The organism is Streptomyces sp. H27-C3 (assembly GCF_030063415.1).
Lineage (GTDB): Bacteria > Actinomycetota > Actinomycetes > Streptomycetales > Streptomycetaceae > Streptomyces.
In genome coordinates this window covers 371,726-393,842 of sequence record NZ_JASITA010000001.1, presented here as the reverse complement: position 1 = coordinate 393,842, position 22,117 = coordinate 371,726, and the positions used below count along the sequence as shown (strand labels likewise).

Annotated in this window: 6 protein-coding genes and 2 pseudogenes (1 of these 8 only partly in view); 5 read left to right on the top strand and 3 right to left on the bottom strand. The window is 70.6% G+C overall.

The window, feature by feature from the left end:
- Positions 1 to 187: 187 nt before the first annotated feature.
- A pseudogene (locus tag QMK30_RS01275) lies at positions 188 to 668 on the top strand (carboxymuconolactone decarboxylase family protein).
- A 412-nt stretch (positions 669 to 1,080) separates the two neighbouring features.
- On the opposite strand, the gene QMK30_RS01270 reads toward QMK30_RS01275, so the two are convergent.
- A complete protein-coding gene (locus tag QMK30_RS01270) occupies positions 1,081 to 1,908 on the bottom strand; it encodes a pentapeptide repeat-containing protein (RefSeq protein ID WP_283515204.1) in 828 nt (275 codons plus the stop codon).
- Between the two features lie 311 nt (positions 1,909 to 2,219).
- On the opposite strand from QMK30_RS01270, the gene QMK30_RS01265 reads away from it, so the two are divergent.
- Together QMK30_RS01265 and QMK30_RS01260 are read left to right on the top strand one after the other, a co-directional pair.
- Complete coding sequence (locus tag QMK30_RS01265; RefSeq protein ID WP_283515203.1) at positions 2,220 to 3,056, top strand: metallophosphoesterase family protein; 837 nt, start codon at positions 2,220 to 2,222, stop codon at positions 3,054 to 3,056.
- A gap of 29 nt (positions 3,057 to 3,085) precedes the next feature.
- Entirely contained in the window at positions 3,086 to 3,787 is a 702-nt protein-coding gene (locus QMK30_RS01260) for a 4'-phosphopantetheinyl transferase family protein (RefSeq protein WP_502963042.1), read from the top strand.
- Positions 3,788 to 3,890: 103 nt separating this feature from the next.
- On the opposite strand, the pseudogene QMK30_RS01255 reads toward QMK30_RS01260, so the two are convergent.
- Positions 3,891 to 5,141, bottom strand: a pseudogene (locus tag QMK30_RS01255) (amidase); the annotation flags it as partial.
- A 201-nt stretch (positions 5,142 to 5,342) separates the two neighbouring features.
- On the bottom strand, positions 5,343 to 6,089 hold the full coding sequence (locus QMK30_RS01250) for a thioesterase II family protein (protein WP_283515229.1): 747 nt from the start codon (positions 6,087 to 6,089) through the stop codon (positions 5,343 to 5,345).
- Between the two features lie 393 nt (positions 6,090 to 6,482).
- Here QMK30_RS01250 and QMK30_RS01245 point away from each other — a divergent pair, with 393 nt between their 5' ends.
- Both QMK30_RS01245 and QMK30_RS01240 read left to right on the top strand, forming a co-directional pair.
- Entirely contained in the window at positions 6,483 to 20,867 is a 14,385-nt protein-coding gene (locus tag QMK30_RS01245) for an SDR family NAD(P)-dependent oxidoreductase (RefSeq protein WP_283515200.1), read from the top strand.
- Positions 20,864 to 22,117, top strand: partial view of a non-ribosomal peptide synthetase gene (locus QMK30_RS01240; protein WP_283515199.1) — the 5' end (the start) only. It continues 21,255 nt past the right edge of the window; only the first 1,254 of its 22,509 coding nucleotides appear in the window; it begins with the start codon at positions 20,864 to 20,866; its stop codon lies off the right edge, out of view. Before QMK30_RS01245 ends, QMK30_RS01240 begins: the two co-directional genes overlap by 4 nt.

The window sequence follows — 22,117 nt, the reverse complement described above, 5'->3', positions numbered from 1 at the left end:
CCTGTCGCGCCTGTGCTCTGTTACACGCACAAGTCGCCGCTCCTGGCTCGCTTGTGACACACAACCACGATGGCCTGCGTCACATCGTCGTGTTGTCACAGGGCAGGGGCGGCCGGCGGCCTATGGGCATCAGGACGCTGCGCGGACGATCTGCGCGGCGCACGATTTCACGAGCGAGGACGTTGTGATGGAACCCCGTAGGAACCTGTTCGCGAACGAGACCGGCGCCAAGATCGGTAAGCGGATCTTCGCCGTGAGCCAGGGGTCGCCGCTGCCCAGGCCCACCCAGGAACTGGTGCAGCTGCGCGCCGACCAGATCAACGGCTGCGGCTTCTGCCTCGACATCCACGGCAAGGACGCCGCAGCCGCCGGCGAGAGCGCGGCCCGGCTGAACCTGGTCGCCGCCTGGCGTCACTCCACCGTGTTCACCGAGGCCGAGCGCGCCGCGCTGGCCCTGACCGAGGGGGGCACCCGCATCATCGACAGCCATGAGGGCGTCTCGGACGGGATGTGGGCCGGCCCAGGTCAGCAGGCACTACGACGATGATCAGGCCCTCGCGCTGGTCTCCCTGATCGCCATGATCAACGCCACCCACCGGATCGGCGTGATCCTCAACAACCAGCGCGGCTCCTACCAGCCCGGCAATCTCGCCACCGTCGCCGGCTGACCACCATCGACGCCGCCGGTCCGGCCCTCGAACATTCGGGCCGGGCCGGGGCGTGTCGTCGCATTCCCTTTGCCTGCCCGAGTGCCGGTCCGGGCGGGGTCTGGTGCGTGCGGTCGTCGGCAGATGGCGTAGCGGTTCCTTCGGGGCCCTGGTGCCAATTGGCACCAGGGCCCCTCCGCAGGCTGAACAGAGAGGTGCGATGACCTCAGACGACTCCTGTGGTCGTATCGACGACGACCACCCCGCCCACACCATGGGGGCCGCCGAATCAGTCGGCGCCGCACCCCGCTTGGACGCCCTCGGCCAAGTTCACCTGATCACCGTGCCGCACCCATCGAGCCAAAAGCGCGGCTCACTGCCCTCGCCCGCAGCCACCCGCTTGATCTCTATCGCCCGGTTCAGCAAACCACCGCTAGGCGGCCCAGTGGTCCGGACGCTGGAGGGCCGCGGGGATCCTGGTCGCCTGGTCGCCGCGGGCGGCGTTGAGCTGTGGCTGGGTGAGGAACAGCGCGCCGGTCAGATCGGCACCGGCCAGGTTGGCATCGCGCAGGTCGGCGCCGATCAAGTCGGCGGCGCGCAGGTCGGAGCCCGAAAGATCGGCGGCGATCAGATAGGCACCGCGCATGCTGGCCCCCCGCAGCTTGGCCCCGCGCAGGCGGGCGCCCATGAGGTCGGCGCCGCGGTGGTTCTTCTTTTTGCCCGGCACTTCGGCGCGGGCCAGTTCGCTGACACGCAGCAGCAGTGTGTTCACTTCTCCGCGCAGTGCGGGCACGTCCGCCGCGAGGATGGCCTCGGCCGAGTCGCGCGTCAGGGCGTCGAGCCGGTCGTAGGCTCGGCGCAGGTCACGGTGGACCGGCCTCGCCGCCGCGAGATCCAGGCCCTCGGCGGCGTACCGCAGCAACTCGTGCAGTTGCCGCATGACGGGAAAGACCTCGTACATGGTGCGGGCCGAATCCGGCTCCTCACGCCAGCTGCGGCCTTCGAAGGTGACCTGGGAGACCTTCTGGCCCGCCCCGAAGCAGTCGAAGACTGTGCAGCCTGTGTAGCCGCTGTCCCGCAGACGCTCATGAATGCCGCAGCCAAAGTCTTTTTGGAGGTTGCCGCACGGGGTACCCGCGGCCTTGTTCGCGGCGAAGTCCGCCGAGCGCGCGAAGGGCAGTGCCACGCAGCACAGTCCGAAGCAGTTCCCGCAGTCGGCCTGCAGGTCGCGGTGCGCGGCGTGGGGGGTGGGCTCTGACAAAGCGGGTGCTCTCCTGACACGCGGGCGGCGGACGTGCACCTCCCATGGTCCCCTGTGGCGCGTGGACCGTGGCGCTGGGGAAGGCAGCATCCAATTCTATACCAACTACGCGAGTGTGAAGGCCAGAGGGCCGGCGCGAGCACCCGCTCCGCACCCCAGTAGGCGTTCAGTGGGCTGCCGGGCATGGCCGCATAGAGTGTGCCGGACGCGCGTCCGGCCGTCGGGGCACGTCGGGAATCCGTACGGGAACAAGGAAGCGATGTGTGCGAGGGCATGGAGAACGGCCACCATGGACTGGCGGGGGTGTCGCGATGAGCCTGCTCGCTGTCAGTGACCTCCACGTCCGCCATCCCGAGAACCGCGAAATCGTCGAGGGTCTGCGTCCCCAGTCCGATGACGACTGGCTGATCATCGCAGGGGACGTCGGAGAGACATTCAGCGACATCGTGTGGGCGATGCAACTGCTGCGTGCTCGCTTCACGAAAGTCATCTGGGTCCCGGGCAACCACGAACTCTGGACCCCGCCGAAGGACCCGGTCCAGCTGCGTGGTGAGGAACGCTACCTGGCCTTGGTCGACAGACTGCGGGAGCTCGGGGTGGTGACACCCGAGGACCCGTATCCAGTGTGGGAGGGCCCGGAAGGGCCGGTCGTCGTCGCGCCCCTGTTCGTGCTCTACGACTACACGTTCCGGCCCGCCGGAACGCACACCAAGAAAGAAGCGCTCCGCGCCGCCCACGAGGCCGGTGTGGTGGCGACCGACGAGTACCTGCTGCACTCCGATCCGTATCCCAGCCGTGAGGCATGGTGCAGGGCGCGGCTCGCGTACACGCGCTCACGGTTGGACCGGATCGACTCCGCGCTGCCCACCGTGCTCGTCAATCATTTTCCCCTGGTGCGCGAACCCACCCGCGTCCTGCACTACCCGGAGTTCGCGCTGTGGTGCGGCACCGAGGCCACGGCTGAGTGGCATGTGCGCTACCGCGCCGCCGCCGTCGTCTACGGGCATCTGCACATACCGCGCACCATTGAGTGCGACGGTGTGCCCCATCGTGAGGTCTCGCTCGGCTATCCGCGTGAGTGGCGCGGCCGACCGGCCGCGCCTGCCGGGTTGTGCCGCATACTCCCCGCACCCGTGGGGCGGCGATGACCGCCGCCGCCGTCGTCGGGCAGGGCGGCCTGCTCACCGGGCTGCTTCCCGAGGACGTCGAGGTCCGTGAGCTGTTCGCCGATCCACCGGATGTCGGGCTGTTCCCTCAGGAGGCCGAGGTTGTGGCTGGAGCCGTCGCCGCGCGGCGACGGGAGTTCGCCACGGTTCGGCGTTGCGCGCGCGGCGCGCTGGCCCGGCTCGGTGTGGCGCCGGGGCCGATCGTGCCCGCCCGGGAGGGCCCGCCGTGGGCGCATCGCGCACCGCGATGGCCCAATGGAGTCGTCGGGAGCATGACGCACTGCGAGGGATACCGCGGTGCGGCGGTGGCCTGGCGCACCGCGGTCGCCTCGGTGGGCGTGGATGCCGAACCGAACGTGCCTGTGCCGCACGGCCTGTTGGATGTCGTGGCGTTGCCCGAGGAGCGGGGCGTCCTCGACCGGCTCACCACTGCCGACCCTGCGATTGCCTGGGACCGGCTGCTGTTCAGCGCCAAGGAGAGCGTCTTCAAGGCGTGGTTCCCGCTGACTGGCCGGTGGCTGGACTTCAGCGAGTGCGTGATCGTGCCCGATCCGGATCTGGGGACGTTCACCGCGACCCTGAAGGTCCCCGGACCACTCGTATCGGGAGTGCGCGTCGACCGCTTCGACGGGCGGTGGCGCCGCCTGGCCACGGAAGGCCCCGGCCACCTGGCCACGGCGGTCGTCGTCCGTGTTCCCTGCCCCGAGTCGTGACTCGGTGTTATGGGCCGTGGCTTCGCCGTGGGTGGTGCGTGCGCGGATTGCGGTGGCGTGCGGCGGGCCCGGCGAGGCAGGGCGGGCGCCGCGCGGCGGGTGTTCAGCCGACGTAGGCCGGTGGTTGGCGGTCCTTCCACGGCGCTGCCTGTTCCAGTTGCGCCGCCACCTGGAGCAGCAGGTCCTCCCGGCCGTGGGCGGCGACGAGCTGCACTCCGATGGGCAGACCTTCGTGGCTCCGGCCCAGGGGCAGACTGATGGCCGGGTTCCCCGACACGTTGAAGGTGGCGGTGAACGGGCCGTACTCGAAAATGCGGCCCAGCCAGGAGCGCACCGAGTGGCGCGGATCGTGGTAGTTCAGAGTGCCGTGGCGGGCGGGCAACTGGGCCAGCGTCGGCGTCACCAGCAGGTCGTACTCCTGGAAGAGCCGGCCTACGGGCCGGGTCACCCGGTTCTGGGCCTCCATCGCGTTCATCACGTCGAGCGCGGTGAACGCCTCCGTCTCCGCGAGCACGCGTCGCGACACCGCTTCCAGCAACGAGGCGTCGGGCCGGCGGGGCGCGCCCCTGAGGACCGCGCCACCGGTGGTGACGGCGGTGAGCATGGCGGCTTCGACGACCGCCTCGCCGTCGACGTCCACCCGGCTCTCAGTGACCGTGTGGCCGATCCATTCCAGCACCTGGCCCACGGTCACCGTGGCCTCGGCCACCTGCGCGTCCACGGTCGCGCCCGTCCAGGCCGAGGTGGTCAGCGCCACGCGCAGCCGCCCGGGGTCGGTGTGGATCAACTCGGCGTAGGAGCGGGCGGGCTGCGGCGCCTGGTACTTGTCGCCCACGGTCGGTGCGCACACCGCGTCGAGCAGCAACGCGGTGTCCCGTACGGTCCGGGTGACCGCGAACTCGACGAGCTGCCCGAAGGCGACCTCGCCGGCCAGCGGGCCGCAGGGGGTGCGGCCGAGGCTCGGCTTGAGGCCGACAAGGCCGCAGGAGGACGCCGGAACGCGGATGGATCCGCCCGCGTCGTTGGCGTGGGCGATCGGCACCGCACCCGCGGCGACGAGCGCCGCGGAGCCACCGCTCGAACCACCGACCCCGCGTTCGAGGTCCCAGGGGTTGCGCGTCGGGCCGTAGCGCACCGACTCGGTCGCGAAGCTCAGCCCGAACTCCGGCGCGGTGCTCTGCCCGAGCGCCGCCAGGCCCGCGGCACGGAAACGGACCATCAAGTCGTGGTCGACCGCCGCGTAGGCGCCATTGATGCTGCGGCTGCCGATGGTGAACGGCACACCCTGCGCGAAGGGACCGCTGTCTTTGATGACGAAGGGGACGCCGCCCAGCGGCCCCTCGGGCTCATGGGCGAGGGACGCGTCGAACAGCGGCCGGGTCAACGCGTTGAGATCGGCGTCGGCCTGCTCCAGCGCACGGCGCGCGACCTCCTCCACCTCGGCCGCGCTCACCTCGCGCCCCTGAATCAGCTCACGCAGACCTACCGCGTCGTAGGACGCGTATTCCTCGATTTTCAGCGGTCCCAGCTCCTTGCCCTCGTCACCGATGCGTGCTCAGCGCTGAACGGTCATTGCGTCGATGTGCCTGGTGATCTCCCGCACGACGCTCTCGGTGTGGGCGCTCACGAAGAAGTGCCCACCGGTGAAGACCCGGATGCGAAACGGGGCCACGGTGTGCTGCGCCCAGGCTCTGGCGTCAGCGAGGTCCACCAGGGGGTCGTCGTCGGCCGTCAGCACGTTGACCGGGCAGTTCAAGGGCGGACCCGGCTGACACCGGTACGTCTCGACGGCGCGGTAGTCGTTGCGCACCGCTGGAAGGATCATGCGCAGGATCGCCTCGTCGGCGAGCACCTGCGCATCGGTGCCGCTCAGCCGTTGCAGCTCGCTGATGAGTCCTGCGTCGTCGCGCAGATGGAGCTGCTCGTCGCGGTGGCGCGAGGGGGCTCGGCGTCCGGACGCGAACAGCCCCAGCGGGACAATCCCTCGCGCTTCAAGTCGCCGCGCGACCTCGAAGGCGATGGTGGCGCCCATGCTGTGGCCGAACAGGGTCATCGGGCGATCGGCCCAGGGCAGGAGCTCCTCGGTGATCCGGTCCGCCATGGTGTGGATGTCGTCCACACAGGGCTCGTTCATGCGGTCCTGCCGGCCCGGGTACTGCACCGCCAACACGTCCACCTGGGGGAACAGAGCCTGGGAGACCGGGAAATAGAACGTGGCAGACCCGCCTGCGTGCGGGAAGCAGACGAGGCGGGTGTCTGCCTCCGGCGCCGGATGAAACTGGCGGATCCAGGCGTTGGTCATGGGCAGTCCAGCCACAGTTCTTCCCTTCGTCGTGCACATGGGTGCTGGAGCAACGGCCACTACCCTAGGACCTGCTTCGGGACGGCCTGTCGCCGGAGGGTGCATACCGCCCAACGTCCCGATCCCGGCCGTCTGTTATGATTCACTTGTTCGTATCCGGAATACGTTTGAACGTCTCTGCGTCTCCTGCAGACTTTCCCTCAACTCCAGCCCGGCCCCGCCGGCGCTCACTTTCGCTACCCCGACCGAATTGGGGATCGGGGTAGAGTCAGCCGACCGGTACCGGAGGTTCGAGTGACGTCTCGCGCGGTGGCACGGGGAAGTTTTTAGGGACGAGAAAGACGTCGTTCGGCCACTGTGCAGTGGCGGGCGCGGGGGGCGGGTCGCACACTCATGCTTCAGCAGCGCAATGGCGCCATTCGTAACGCCCGTCTCTCTGATATTCCTCGGCTTCTGGAGCTGGAAAAGCTCTGCTGGTCCGAGGACCTCCGAGTATCCGAACAGGTCATCAGACAGCGTATTTTCGCCCATCCCGTCGGTCAGTTCGTCGTTGAATCCGAGGACGGTATCGGGGGCGTTGTCTACTCCCAGCGGATCCGGAGTGCGGACGACCTTCTCTCCGTACGCTTCGACACGGCGGATCGGCTGCACCGGCCCGACGGCGCGATCGCCCATGTGCTGTCCTTGAACATCGAGCCCGGCAAGCAGAGCTTCGGGTTCGGCGACATGCTGCTGGAACATCTGCTGACGTGGTGTCATGGGAACGGGGTCGCCGCAACAGCCGTGGGAGTGACCCGGTGCCGGGACTTCGAGCGGCACCCGGAATTCGAGCTCCAGCAGTACATTCGTGAAACGAACGCGCAAGGGCGGTGCCTCGACACCGTATTGCGCATGCATCAGTTGCACGGCGCCGAAATCCGCCACCTCGTTCCGGGATATCGGCCCGGCGATGTCGTCAATGACGGACACGGCGTTCTCGTCGCGTACGATCTCCCGCGTCGGCAGGAGCGAGTGCGGCGCCTCGCGGCGGACGCCGCGGATGTGCCCGTCACTATTCCCGCAGTGGATCAATTGACCAGCGACATGCTGTGTTTCATCGATGAGATTCTCGGCGGTGGGGGCGAACGCGAGGGCATTGACCGGCCTTTGGAGAGCCCGCTGTTCGAGCTCGGATTCGACTCCGCGAGCCTTCTGGATCTCCAGGACAAGGTCCAGACCAGATACGGAATCCAACTGGAATCGCTCTTCTTCTTCGAGCGCAATACCGGTGCGCGAATCATTTCCTACCTGGACGGCGTCAGAGCCGCGGAGCCGATCCCCTCGCCGCACACCCCACCGACCGGAACCGACCCGATCGCCGCACCCGGAACCGCGACCGACCCTGGCGCGCCTGCGGGTGCCGTGGCCGAGGGACGGAACGATCCGCGTGACATCGCGATCATCGGCATGGCCTGCCGGCTGCCCGATGGCATCGAGGACCGCACCGCCCTGTGGCGGCTCCTGGAAGAGGGCGGCTGCGCGGTCGGCACACTGCCCGAAGGCCGCTGGCGGTGGCCCGACGGTTTCGGCCCGGAAACCCACCCCGGCATCGACCGCGGTGGATTCGTCGCCGATGCCGGGTGCTTCGAGGCCGGCCTGTTCCGCATCACTCCGTACGAGGCGCAGCGCATGGACCCGCAGCAGCGCTGGATGCTGGAGCTGGCCTGGGCATGCCTGGAGGACGCCGGGTACCCGGCGAGCGCGGTCGCGGGAGCGCCCATGGGCGTGTTCGTCGGTGCCAGCGGCTCGGACTACCAGCGGGTCATGGACACGGCCCGCCTCCCTGTGCGGGCCAACAGCGGACTGGCGACCTCCATGGCGATCATCGCCAATCGAGTGTCGTACTTCTATGATCTGCGCGGCCCGAGCGTCCAACTCGACACCGCGTGTTCCAGCTCGCTGGTGGCCGTGCACACGGCGGTACGCGCGCTGCGCGCCGGAGAGTGCGAGACCGCCCTGGTGGGTGGCGTCAACGTGCTCTGCCACCCGGCCGGCACCCTTGCGTATCGCCAGGCGGGCATGCTGTCGCCCGACGGGCTGTGCAAGACCTTCGACGAGTCGGCCAACGGCTATGTGCGCTCCGAAGGCGGTGTCGTCCTGCTGCTGAAGCCGCTTGCCGCGGCGCTCGCAGAAGGCGACCACGTGCACGCCGTCATCAAGGGCAGCGCCACCAATCATGGCGGTCAGGCGGGCGGCCTGACCGTCCCCAGCGCAGCCATGCAGGCGAGCCTGGTCGAGGCGGCGCTGGCGGACGCGGGCGTGGCCGCGTCCGACATCAGCTACATCGAAGCGCACGGCACCGGCACGTCGCTCGGCGACCCGATCGAGGTCCAGGGGCTCGCCCGGGCCTTCGCCGGCAGTGACGCTCCCTGCGCGATCGGATCGGTGAAGACGAACCTGGGGCACCTGGAAGCAGCCGCGGGCATCGCGGGACTGATGAAGACCGTGCTGTCCATGCGGCACGGAAAGCTGCCTGCCTTGGCTCACTACACACGGCGCAACCCGCAGATCACCCTGGACGGCACGCCGTTCACCATCGCGGAGCGGCTCAGTGACTGGGACCTGGGCGGTCGGCCCACTCGTCTCGCCGGGGTCAGCAGCTTCGGCTCGGGTGGCAGCAACGCTCATGTGATCGTCGCCGAGCCCCCCGTCGCCGCCCCCCGGGCGACGGCCGCCGAGGAGGGTGAGCCGGGTGCGGCCCAAGCGCCCCGGCCGATGGTCGTGCTGTCGGCTGAGAGCGAACCGCAGCTTGTACGGCAGGCGGAGAGGCTCCTCAACCACTTGCGGCTGGAGCGGCCGGCCGATGCCGATCTGGTGGATCTGGCGTACACGACCCAGGTCGGCCGGGAGGCACTCAGCGAGCGTCTCGGTCTGCTGCCCACCAGCGTCGCATCGCTCGAATCCCTGCTGGAGGCCGTCGTATCCGACGTCGCAGCGGCTGACGCGCCGTCCGGCGGTTCGTCGCCCGCCGTTCTGCGCGGTCGCGCGAAGGGGAACAGTGGGCCGGTTCCGGCGGTCGGACCCGCCGGCGACTCCGCGGAACTGTTGGCCGCCTGGGTGCAGGGAGCGACAGTGGACTGGGGGCGGCTCTACGAGGGCGCCGCACCGCCGCGGCGCGTTCCGCTGCCCACCCATGCCTTCGCCAGGAGTCACTACTGGCTCGACGCCGAGGCCGCGGTGGACGCGCCGAAGGGTGACCGTCGCCATCCGCTGCTCCAGCGAGAGTCCGCCGCGCACGGTACCGACGGCGTCACCTTCGGCTCCACCTTCACAGCGCGCGACTTCTTCCTGCGCGACCACCGGGTGGGCGGCGAACGGGTACTGCCCGCCGTGGCCTATCTGGAGATGGCACGTGAGGCCATGGACCGTACGCTGCCGACGCCGGGCGACGGGGGCACGGTGCTGTGCCTGGAGAACGTCGTGTGGTCGCGGCCTCTCGTCGTCGGGGACGCGGACCGTACGGTGCACACGGCCCTGACGGGCGGCGCGGACCGCGCTGAGAGCGCGGACGGGCGTGTGTCGTACGAGATACGCACCGGTCCGCTCTCGGAGACGTCGCACGTGGTGCACTCGCGCGGCGTGGGCTCGCGCCGCCCCGCTGTCGCGCTGCCGCTCCTTGAAATCGAGGCGCTGAAGTCCCGGATGAACGGCGTGGTGCTCGACGTCCAGGAGTATTACGAAGCACTGCGCGCCGCCGGGCTGGAGTACGGCGAGTCCCACCGAGCCCTGCGGGAGATACGCCTGGGTGATCGCGAGTTGCTGGCCTCTCTCGCCCTGCCGGACAGTGTGGCGGGCACCCGGGGCGACTACGTACTGCACCCCAGCGTGCTCGACGGCGCGCTCCAGGCGGCGTTCGCGCCGGAGGCCCACGCGGCCGGCGGCGCCTGGAGTGCGCCTCTGCCCTTCGCTCTCGACCGCCTGGAAGTCGTCGCACCCACGCCGGTACGTGCGTACGCATGGATACGCGAGGTGCCGGGCGGCTCCTCCGGCCAGGTTCGGCGATGGGACCTCGACCTGTGCGACGAACAGGGAGAGATCTTCGCGATACTGCGGGGCTACTCCGTGCGGAAGACCACGGAGCCGGCCGAGGTGGCCGCCACAGGAGTGGTGACGCTCTTCCGGCCCGTGTGGCGCGGACAGCCCGTCCAGGACCGAGCGGTGGCTCCGGGCGGGGACCCCGTCCACACAGCGCGGCTGGTCCTCGCCTGCGGCTTCGACGACCGACTGGCCGAACTGCGCGCCCTGGCGCCGCACATGACCTTCCTGGAGCCGCCCGAGGAGGGCGGGTCCGCCGCGTCCGTGTCGGCGGCTGTCGCCGAGCACGCGGTCGAGTTGCTCCGCGCGGTCAAGGGCCTTCTGCTCGGCAGGCCGACCGGCTCCGTGCTCCTTCAGGTGCTGACCCCCTCGGGCGGCGAGTCGGCGATGTACCAAGCGCTGTCCGGTCTGCTGAGGACCGCCCAACTGGAGAACCCTGTCCTCGTCGGACAGATCGTCGCGGTACCCGCCGGCTCGTCGGTTTCCTATGTGGCGAAGAAGCTGGATGAGGACGGCCGCTGGCCGCAGGACCGGCGGATCAGCCACGCCGGCGGTGTGCGCAGGGTCCTCGGCTGGGAGCCGTTCGCCGATGCCGATGCCGATGCGGAAGCCGGGGCAGAGTTGCACGCCGGTGAGCCGGTGGGGGCGCCCGAGGGGCGTTCGGTGCGGTGGCGGGACAACGGTGTGTACCTCATCACCGGCGGCGCCGGCGGCCTCGGCCTGATCTTCGCGCAGGAGATCGCCCGCCGGGCGAAGCACGCCGTGGTCTGCCTGACCGGCCGGTCCTCGCTGGACCCGGCGAAGAAGGCGGCGCTCGCCGCGCTGCGCGCCGCCGGTGCGAAGGCCGAGTACCACGTCCTGGACGCCTCCGACGAGCACGCCACCGGGAGACTCGTCGCCGAGCTGCAGCGACACCACGGCGCGCTGAACGGCGTCATCCACGCCGCAGGCGTCGTCCACGACAACTTCCTGGCGAAGAAACCGGTGGCGGAGTTCCGCCGGGTGCTGGCGCCGAAGCTCGACGGGTGCCGCAATCTGGACGAGGCGACCAAGGACACGGAACTGGACTTCTTCGTGCTGTTCTCGTCCATCATGGGCGCGACCGGCAACGTGGGCCAGGGCGACTACGCGGTGGCCAACGCGTTCCTCGACGAGTTCGCGCACCACCGCGGCGCACTCGTCGACGCGGGCGCGCGCAGCGGCCGCACGGTCGCCATCGGCTGGCCGCTGTGGCAGAACGGAGGCATGGGGGCCGACCCGGCCACCCGCCGGGCGCTGCGGGTGCGCAGCGGCCTTCTCCCCATGACGACCGAGGCCGGTGTCGTCGCTTTCCACCGCGCACTCGACAGCGGGGAGCCTCACGTGATCGTCGGGGCGGGGGAGGAGACGCGGCTGCGGGCGCTCCTGCACCCGGGCGAGAACCAGGGCGGAGCGGACGAGGCCGCGCCCCACTCCGTCGTGCCCTCGGCGAGCGACGGCCGTGCGTTCGTAGCGCGGACAGTGCGCTTCCTCAAGGAGGAGTTCTCCCGACTCACCCACCTACCGGTGTCCGGGATCGACGACGAGGAGCCGCTCGGTTCCTACGGCATGGACTCGATCCTGGCGACAGAGCTGACCGCCGGCCTGGAGACGACGTTCGGCTCGCTCTCCAAGACACTTCTGTTTGAGTACCACACGCTCGCCGAGCTGGGTACGTACTTCGTCGCCGGTCACCGGGGCGCCCTGGAGGCGCTGTTCGCGCAGTCCCGGACAGCCGCCCCGGCAGCCGACGCGACCGCTTCGGTGGCCGCGCCACCCGTCGCGGCAACACCCGCTGTGCCGGGCGCCGGGACCGGTGGCGGCCCCGCCCGCCCCGCCACGACGCCGGCGTCGTCCGCCCTGGACATCGCGATCATCGGTCTGTCCGGTCGCTACCCCGAGTCGCGCGACCTGCGGGAGTACTGGCAGAACCTGAGCGACGGACGTGACTGCGTCGTCGAGGTTCCCGAGGACCGCTGGGACTGGCGGGCGTACTACTCCGAGGACCGCACCCGGCCCGGCCGCCACTACAGCAAGTGGGGCGGCTTTATCGCCGAGGTCGACCGTTTCGACCCGTTGTTCTTCAACATATCGCCGCACGAGGCGGACTATCTCGACCCGCAGGAGCGGCTGTTCCTGGAGCACGCCTGGACGGCGATGGAGGACGCGGGCTACACCCGGGAGCGGCTGCGGCGCACGGACGACGCGTCCGGCGACGGCCTCGTCGGGGTGTACGCCGGAGTGATGTGGGGGCAGTACCAGCTGTTGTTCCCCGGCGGTGACGCCAACGGTGGCAACCCGAGCGCGATCGGCAGCAGCTACGCGAGCGTCGCGAACCGCGTCTCGTTCGTGATGAACCTGCACGGGCCCAGCATGACCGTGGACACCATGTGCTCCAGCTCGCTCACCGCGGTGGAGCTGGCCTGCCGGGACCTTCGCCAGGGCCGCACCCGACTCGCGTTCGCGGGCGGTGTGAATGTGACCGTCCATCCGAACAAGTACCTGGCCCTCAGCACAGGGCAGTTCATCTCCAGCAAGGGGCACTGCGAGAGTTTCGGCATCGGCGGGGACGGCTACATCCCCGGCGAGGGCGTCGGAGTCGTCCTGCTGAAGCCGCTGCACGACGCGGAGCGTGACGGCGACCACATCTACGGTGTCATCAAGGGCAGCGGAATGTCGCACGGCGGGCGCACCAACGGCTATACGGTGCCCAATCCGCGGGCCCAGCAGGCCGCGGTCCGCGGAGCGCTGAGCGAGGCCGGGGTCGACCCCAGGGCCATCAGCTACGTCGAGGCGCACGGCACGGGAACCAAGCTCGGCGACCCCATCGAGATCACCGGGCTGAGCCAGGCATTCAGGGCCGGAGCCGGCGAGGGAGGCGGGGGCGACAGCCAGTACTGCCATCTCGGTTCGGCGAAGTCCAACATTGGGCACTGTGAGAGCGCGGCCGGGATCGCGGGGCTCACCAAGGTCCTGCTCCAGTTCAAGCACGGTCAGATCGCCCCGTCGCTGCATTCCGCGACGCTCAACCCCAGCATCGACTTCGCCGGTACGCCGTTCGTCGTCAACCAGGAACTGCGCGACTGGGAACGGCCCGTCGTCGACGGGCGCACCCAGCCCCGGATTGCCGGCATCTCGTCGTTCGGCGCGGGCGGCTCGAACGCCCACCTGGTGGTGGCCGAGCATGAGGACCGGCGCCCCGCACCCGCCGGGGCGGCACGGACGCCGCTGCTCTTCCCGCTCTCGGCGAAGAACGACGAGCGGCTACTGGCCTACGCGGGTGAACTGCTGCGCTTCGCACGCGAGGCGGACGCCGCCCCGGGGAAGACCCACCCGGCGGATCTGGCGTACACCCTGCAGACCGGGCGCGAGGCCATGGACGAGCGGCTGGGCGTGATCGCCGACTCCTTCGCGGAGCTCGCCGAGAAGCTGGAGCGTCATCTGGCGGGCGACGACTTCGTCGATGGTCTGCACCGGGGCAACGCCAAGCGCGGCAAGGAAGCTCTGTCGCTCATTCCCGCCGAGGAGCTCGCGGCGACCGTCGGCAAGCTGGTGGAGCGCGGCAAGCTGACCGGACTTCTCGACCTGTGGGTGCGCGGTGCGGCGCCGGACTGGAGCGGGCTGCACGTCCGTACGACGCCCGCTCCCCGCATGATCAGTGCGCCGACCTACCCGTTCGCACGTGAACGGCACTGGATACCCGAGACCAAGACGCGGACCGCACCCGCCCCCCGGCCAGGGGCCGAGACCGCAGCCGGGACCGGCTCCCGCGCTGCCCTGTACCTGACCAAGCAGTGGCGGGAAACGCCGCCCGGTGCGGCACGGACGCGGCACACCACCGTCGCGGTCCTGCACGACCGGGCCACCCGGCGGCTCGCCGAGGCTCTGTCGGAGTTGTTCGACGACGCGACGCTCCTGGAAGCGGCCCCCGGCGCCGAGACCGTGCTCGCGCAGCACATCGGGAAGTGCTCGGCCTGGATCGACCTCACCGGCGCAGGCGCCGCCGGGAGCGACGGGAGCGACGTGATGGGCGGCCTCGGGGTGTCAGGCCGAACCCTGGAGCTTCTGCAGAGCGCGCTCGCCGCGAAGGCGTCGCGGGACATCCGCCTGCTGTATGTGACCCAGGGCCTGGAGACACCGGACGCCTCCGCCGGTGAGCGGGTGAACCTGACCGGCGCCGCGCGCGCCGCGCTCCACCGGCTGCTCCAGAGCGAGTACCGGGGCCTCACCTCGTGCCACGTGGACCTGGACCCCGCCGTGCGCGACGTGGCCGAACTCGCGGCCTTCATCCACCGGGAGCTCAGCGACGACGGCGGCGAGGCGGAGGTCTGCTACCGCGCCGGAGTCCGCCGCACGCCAGTGCTGGCCGAGGCCGCACCGGGCCCGGCGCGGACCGCCCCGCCGGCCTTCGCCGACGACGAGGTCCTGCTCGTGACGGGCGGCACCCGGGGCCTGGGCCTGCTGTGCGCGCAGCATCTGGTCGAGGAATACGGCGTACGACGACTCGTCCTGACGGGCCGCGAGTCCTTCCCGCCCCGTCGGCTGTGGGGCGATCCCGACACCTGCCCGCCATCGGTGCGCGAGAAGATCGACGCCGTCCTGGCGTTGGAGGCGAAGGGCGTCGAGGTACGTGTCCTCGCGCTGCCGCTGGACCGCGCCGACCAGGTGGCGTCGGGCATCGCCACGATCGAGGCGACGCTGGGCCGCGTCGTGGGTGTGATCCACGCCGCCGGTCTGGTCGACACACGCAACCCCGCGTTCGTCCGCAAGTCCGTCCCCGACATCGCCCGGGTTCTCTCACCGAAAGTCGACGGCACACGGAATCTGCTGGCCGCTCTGGACGCGCGGGCACTGCGCTTCGCCGTCCTCTTCTCGTCGGTCTCCGCAGTCGTCCCCACCCTTGGCGTCGGCCAGAGCGACTACGCGATGGGCAACGCCTTCATGGACTACTTCGCGCAGGCGCACGCCCGTTACCTTCCGATCACCAGTGTCCAGTGGCCGAGCTGGCAGGAGGCCGGCTTCGGAGAGGTCAAGAATCAGGCGTACACCGACAGCGGGCTGCTGAGCATCACGAACGCGGAGGGTCTGGCGTTCCTCGACGAGGTTCTCACCGGGCGTCGCGGTCCCGTCGTCATGCCGGTTCGGGTGGATTCCCGGAACTTCGACCCAGGTGCGCTGCTGAGCGCCCGTCCGGCAGGGCCCGCCCCGCGGATCGCGACGCCCGCCACCGCGATTCCGGTGACCTCTGCGCCCGCCGCCGCCCCGCCCGAGTCCGCCGGCGGCGTGTCCCTACGGGCGCGGCTGGCCGACTTCCTCAGCAGCACGTTCGAAGGACAACTGGGTCTGAAGACCGGCCAGTTGGACGAGAGTATCTCCTACGCGGACTACGGCGCCGACTCCATCCTGCTCGCACAGGTCCTCCAGCAGATACGGCAGCGCCTGGGGATCGAGCTCGACCCGTCGGCCCTGCTCGAATACCCGACCCTCAGCGAACTCGCGGCATGGCTGCTGAATACGTACGAGAGCGAGATAGCCGCACAGTTCGGCGAGGACCGGACGGCGCACGTCGGGGAGAGCCGGTCCGACAGCCACCCCGTACGCCACGCGGTACCTACAGCACAGGCCGAGCCGACCGTCGACAGCGACACTGGGCGCGACTCGGCCGTCGCGGTCATCGGCATGGCCTGCCGACTGCCCGGCGCCCCCGACGTCGGCGCCTACTGGGATCTGCTCGCGCAGGGCCGCTCCGCCATCCGTGAGGTACCCGAAAGCCGCTGGGGGCGGCCGACCGGCTTCCACGCCGGGCTGATCGACGACGTGTCCGGCTTCGACGCCGGGTACTTCATGCTGCACGACGAGGACGTTCGCGCCATGGATCCCCAGGCCCTGGTGCTGCTGGAGGAGAGCCTCAAGGCGACTCACCACGCCGGCTACCGGCTCGGGGAGCTGGACGGCACCCGCACAGGTGTGTATGTCGGCGCGCGCAGCCGGAACCGGGCCGACGACGACCTCGTGAGTGAGGCCCGCAATCCGATCATGGCCGTCGGGCAGAACTATCTGGCCTCCAACGTCTCCCAGTTCTTCAACTGGCACGGCCCGGCCATGGTCATGGACACGGCCTGTTCCTCATCGCTGGTGGCGATGAAGGTCGCCACCGACGCACTCGCCGCGGGTTCGGTCGACCTTGCGCTGGTCGGAGGGGTCAGCCTGCTGGCCGACACATCTCCCCACGACCTGTTCCGCCGCCGCGGACTGTTGCGGGAGGACGGGGAGTTCCACATCTTCGACGGCCGGGCGGGCGGTGTCGTCCTGGGCGAGGGCGCGGGCGTGGTCGTACTCAAGTCACTGGCTCGCGCCGAGCGCGACGGCGACACCGTGTACGCCGTGATCGAGGGCGTCGCGGTCAACAACGACGGCCGGACGGCCGGACCCGCCACCCCCAACCTGGCCGCCCAGAAACAGGTCATGCGTGAAGCGCTGCGTCAGGCGGACTGCGCGCCCAGCCAAATCGGGTACCTGGATGTCAACGGCTCCGGCTCCGAGATGACCGACCTGCTCGAACTCAAGGCCATCGAGGCGGTCTACTGCGAGGACCGCGGCGCGCCCCTGCGCCTCGGATCGATGAAGCCCAACATCGGGCATCCACTGTGCGCCGAGGGCATCGCCGCCTTCATCAAGGTGGTGCTCATGCTGCACCACCAGCGGATGGTGCCGTTCCTGTCGGGCACAGAGCCCATGGAGCACTACACGATCGACCCCGCCCGCCTCGACTTCCCCAGGCACGCCGACGCGACGGACCTGCCGTACGCGGCGCTGAGCAGTTTTGCCGACGGCGGCACGAACGGGCACGTCGTCCTGGGACACCGCGCGCCTCGCCCGGGCCGGCCGAGGCGCGGACCGGTGGAGCCCCCCGAGCTCAGCCGGCGCGATGTCCGCACCGGTGAACGGGCCCGCACCGCACAGCCGCTGGTGTGGACGCGGCGCATCTCCGGGCGCGACGCCGTCCTGGATGGCCACCGGGTCTACGGGCGACGACTGCTGCCCGGCCTGGCGTGGATCGACCTGCTGTACGGCTGCTTCGCGGAGCCGGCCGCGGGGGCGTCCTACGACGAACTCATCCTCCGGGGCCTGTCGATCTACCGGCCGCTGGCTGTGGACGACGACGGCGTCGTGGAGATCCGCATCGAGGCGCGCGCCGAGACCCCGGACAGCTGGCGGATCACGGTGACCGACGCCGCGCCGGACCGCTCCGCGCAGGGCTCCGACGAGGACCAGGGCCCCTACATCACGGCCGAGATGCACCGGGCGGGCGACGCCGTCGCCTACGACGCGAGGGTCCCCGCAGAGGTGCTCGACGCGCTGCGCGCCTCCGATGAGCGGACCCGCGACCTCGAAGAGGTCTATCGCAGTTTCCGTGCCCAGGAGCTCGTCCACTCGGGGCTGATGAAGGCGGTCGGCGCCGCGTGCACCGTGTCGGACGACATCTGGCTGCGTGTGGCGGTCGACGAGCACGCGGCGAGCGGCGACCGGGAGGAGCGGCTGTTCCACCCCGCCCTGATCGACGGCAGCGCGGTGGCCGCGAGCGCCGCAGCCCTGAGCGGGGCGATGACGGGCGGTACCCCGGCCGACGGTGAACGGGGCCTGTTCCTGCCGCTCTTCTACGGGTCGTTCCGGGCAGGCGCGCCCCTGGGCCGTGCCTGTTACACGCGCGTACGACGTGACTCGGTCGAACTGCGGGGAGAACTGCTCACCTTCACCATGGAGTTCTTCGACCCGGCGGGACGCAAGATCGGCGAGCTGGCCGACCTCACCACGAAGCTGGTGCGCGACGCCGGGCACATCGACCCCGAGCGCCGTGCCGACGCACCGGCCGCGAAGCCCGCGGCCGTCGGGCCCCTGCCCGAGTCCGGGCCTGTGGGCCCCGGGTACGTCGAGATGGCCGCGGTCGTGACGTCGGTCGTCGCCGCCCGGCTCGGTGTTCCGGCGGACCAGGTCGGCGCGGGCGCGAGTTACTACGGACTCGGGCTGGACTCCGCCACGCTGCTGGGGCTCGCGGGGGAGATCGGCGACAGGCTCGGGGCGAAGCTGTCGCCGACGCTGCTCTTCGAGCACCCCTCGGTGGCCGAGCTTGCCGCCCATCTCGCGCGACACCACCGTCCGGTGGAGCCGGCCGTGTCGGTGGCCGCACCGGCGAAACCGGCCGGGCCGGCCGCGCGCGTCGTGGAACGGCCTGCCGCCCCGGTGCGCGAACCGGCCCATGACGACATCGCGATCGTCGGGATCGGTGGCAAGTACCCGAAGGCGGGCAGCGTCGCCGAGTTCTGGGAGAACCTCAAGTCCGGGCGGGACTGTGTCACCGAAGTGCCCGAGAGCCGGTGGCCGCGCGACACCTTCCGGGGTGAGCGCACGCCGTCCGGACGGAAGATGTCCGCCTGGGGCGGGTTCATCGACGACGTCGATTGCTTCGACGCCGAGTTCTTCGGGATCCCCGCCGCCGAAGCGGCCCTCCTCGACCCCCAGGAGCGGCTGTTCCTGGAGGTGTGCTGGGAGGCCGTCGAGGACGCCGGGTACACGCCGGCCGGCCTCACCGGGACCGGTGAGGCCGGCCCGCGCCGGGCGGTCGGCGTCTTCGCCGGAGTCATGCACAAGGACTACGTGCTGGTGCAGCACGATGCGGCGAGCGGCGGCGACGGGGGCGGACCGCTGTCCCTGAACGCCGCGGCCATTCCCAACCGCGTCTCGCACTTTTGTGACTTCCGCGGCCCCTCCATGGCCGTCGACACCGTGTGCGCCTCCTCGCTGAGCGCCGTGCACCTGGCGGTGGAGAGTCTGCGGCGCGGCGAGTGCCTGGCCGCGCTCGCGGGCGGTGTGAACCTCTCGCTGCACCCGGGCAAGTACCGCACGTACGGCGCGCTGGAACTGCTCGCGAGTGACGCCCCCGCCCGATCGTTCGGCGCCGGGGGAGACGGCTACGTCTCCGCCGAGGGCGTCGGCGCCGTACTGCTCAAGCCCCTGAGCCGGGCGCTGGCCGACGGCGACGCCGTCTACGCGGTCATCAAGGGCAGCGCGGTCAACCACTCCGGCCGGACCCCCGGCATCCGGGTGCCGTCGGTCGCGGCCCAGGCCGACCTCATCGAGGACTGCCTGGACCGGGCCGGGGTCGATCCCCGTTCGCTCGGCTATCTCGAAGCCCATGCCACAGGCACCGAGATCGGTGATCTGATCGAGGTCCAGGGACTGCGGCGGGCCTTCGAGAGGCGTACGGACGCCAAGGGCTTCTGTGCGCTGGGTTCGGTCAAGTCCGCCATCGGGCACGCCGAGGCGGCCGCGGGGATCAGCGGGCTGACCAAGGCGGTTCTCCAGCTCCACCACAAAACGCTGACTCCGCTGGTGGCGGGGGAGCGGACCAACCCGTATCTGGACCTCGACGACTCGCCGTTCCGCCTGCAGACGGAACTGGAGGAATGGACGGTGGACGGGGCCGCACCGCGCCGGGCAGGGGTGAGCGCCTTCGGCGCCACCGGGGTCAACGCCCATGTCGTCCTCGAAGAAGCGCCGTCGGCGCCCGGCGTGACGGGCAATGGTATGCGTGACGGCGCACCGCCTCCCGTGCTGATACCGCTGTCCGCGACGAACAGCGAACACCTGCGTGCCTACGCCGCGAAGCTGCTGCGCTTCCTGGAGACGAAGGAAGGGGTGGGGGCGGACCCCTCGGAGCTGGCTCACACTCTCCAGACCGGACGGGTGGCTCTGGCGGAGCGCGCGGTGATCCTCGGGTACGGCCTCGACGACGTGAAGCTTGCCCTCGACGCCCTGGCTCGCGGCACCGCTTCCGATGCCGACAACGTGTGGCGGGGGCGGGTCACCGAACAGCCGCTGGAATCAAGGCTGCTGGACGAGGACGACCTGCGTGCGGAGCTGGTCGGCCGGTGGTTGGCGCAGGGCAAGTGGGGCAAGATCGCCGAGCTGTGGCTCGGTGGCTACGCCCTGGACTGGCGCGTCCTGCACGGGGAGGCGGCGCCGAGGCGCCTGCATCTGCCCACCTACCCCTTCGCCAGGCAGCGCCACTGGGTCGCGGCGTCGCCCCACGGCGGCGCGGCGCCCGCGCGGGAGCGGCATGTCATGAACGGCGCGGGCGAGATGACCCCGCCCGCGATCAGCGCGCCTGCGAACGGAGCACCGGTGAACGGCGCCCCTGCGAGCGGCGGCTCCGTCCGCTGGGCACTCGTACCGGACGGCGAGACCGCGCAGGCACGGCCGGACACAGCGCACCCCGCGCTCTCGCCCGAGGAGAAGGCGCGCGGCTTCCTGCGTCAGCTGGTCGCCGAACGTCTGGGGCGGCCCGCCGGGGAGATCGGTCTGCACGCCGGGCTGATCGACCTGGGCCTGACGTCGCTGGGGGCCGTCGGCCTCACCAGGGACCTGGTCGCGACGGTCGATCCCGGGTTTGTCCCCAGCATCCTGTTCGAGTACGGCACCATCGCCGAGCTGGCCGCCTGTCTGGCCGTCCGGCGCCCCGCCGAACTGGCCCGCCTGGTGGCCACGAGAACCGAGGAACAACCCCGGCCCCAGCGGGCCGAGGGCCCGCATCCGGAGGTCCTGGCGGTGCTTGAGCGCCTTCGGACCGGCACCCTGCACCTGGACGACGCCATAGCGCTGCTCGACACAGAAAGACACGAGAAGTGAAGCACGAGCTCAACGACCTCATCGCGGACTACCGGGCGGGCAGGGTCAGCCGCAGTGAGATCGGGGACCTGCTGCGGGAGATGCGGCAGCAGCCGGACCCGCAACGGGAGCGGTCCGGCGCCGGACCGCGCACCTACCGCCTCTCCGAGGGGCAGCGAGGCCTGTGGGCTCTGCAGCGGGCGTACCCGGACATGGCCGCGTACAACGTGCCCTTGTGCTTCCGTGTTGTCAGCCTGGACGTACCGGTGTTCCGGGAGGCGTGCCGCGCGCTGGTGGCGCGCCATCCGGTGCTCGGCACGGTCATCCACCGGGAGGGGGACACGCCCTACCAGTCGGTCGATCCCGGCCGTGACCCCGACTTCGCCCGGGTGGACCTGACCGGGGTCGCCGACGAGGACGAGGCGCTGGCGGTGGTCCGGCGCGAGAGCAAGCGGGCGTTCACCATGGACGGCACCTCCGTGGACAGCGGGCAGGGCCTGTTCCGGGTCCGGGTCTTCGACCGCCCGGCGGGGGAGTCGATCGTCCTCATCACCGTCCACCACGTCATCTTCGACGGCAGCTCGGCGAAGCTGCTGATGAGCGCGCTGTTCGAGGCGTACGAGGCCCTGGCCGCCGGAATCGAGCACGCCCCCCGTGGCGAGACGGGCGCCGGCTTCCACGACTTCGTGAGTGAGGAGCGCCGGACGCTGGCCGCGCGCGTCGACGACCTGTTGCCGTACTGGCGGGACCGGCTTTCCGGGCCGCTGCCCGTCCTGGACCTGCCGACCGACCGGCCCCATACGTCGCTGACGGACCGCTTCGCCGGGGACACATACGCCTGCGAGATGCCCGCCGGACTCGTTGAGCGGATCAGGGAACTGTCCGCCGCCCGGCGTGTCTTCGTCTCGACGGCCATGCTCAGCGCCTACACGGCGACCCTGGCCTCCTGCTCCGACCAGCGCGACCTGGTCGTGGGGATGCCGGTGAACGAGCGGGGCGGCGAGGCGCTCGCCGGAGCCATGGGTCTGATGATCAACATGGTGCCGGTCCGTGTCGCGCTCCCGGCCGGGACCTCGTTCGGGCAGCTCGTCTCGACCGTGCAGGGGGACGTCGCCGACGACATGCTGCACAGCTGCCCGTTCCCCGCCCTGATCGGGGAGCTGCCGACCGACACGCCGCCCGGACGGTCCCCGGTCTTCCAGACGGCGTTCGTCTACCAGGACGTGCTCGACGGCATCGCCGGACCCGGCCTGCCGTACCAACTCGTCGAG

What these genes read in the sequence shown, in the direction of transcription:
- QMK30_RS01250 (WP_283515229.1), bottom strand. Translation starts at nt 6,089, where the DNA reads ATGACCAACGCCTGGATCCGCCAGTTTCATCCGGCGCCGGAGGCAGAC.
- QMK30_RS01245 (WP_283515200.1), top strand. Translation starts at nt 6,483, where the DNA reads ATGCTTCAGCAGCGCAATGGCGCCATTCGTAACGCCCGTCTCTCTGAT.
- QMK30_RS01265 (WP_283515203.1), top strand. Translation starts at nt 2,220, where the DNA reads ATGAGCCTGCTCGCTGTCAGTGACCTCCACGTCCGCCATCCCGAGAAC.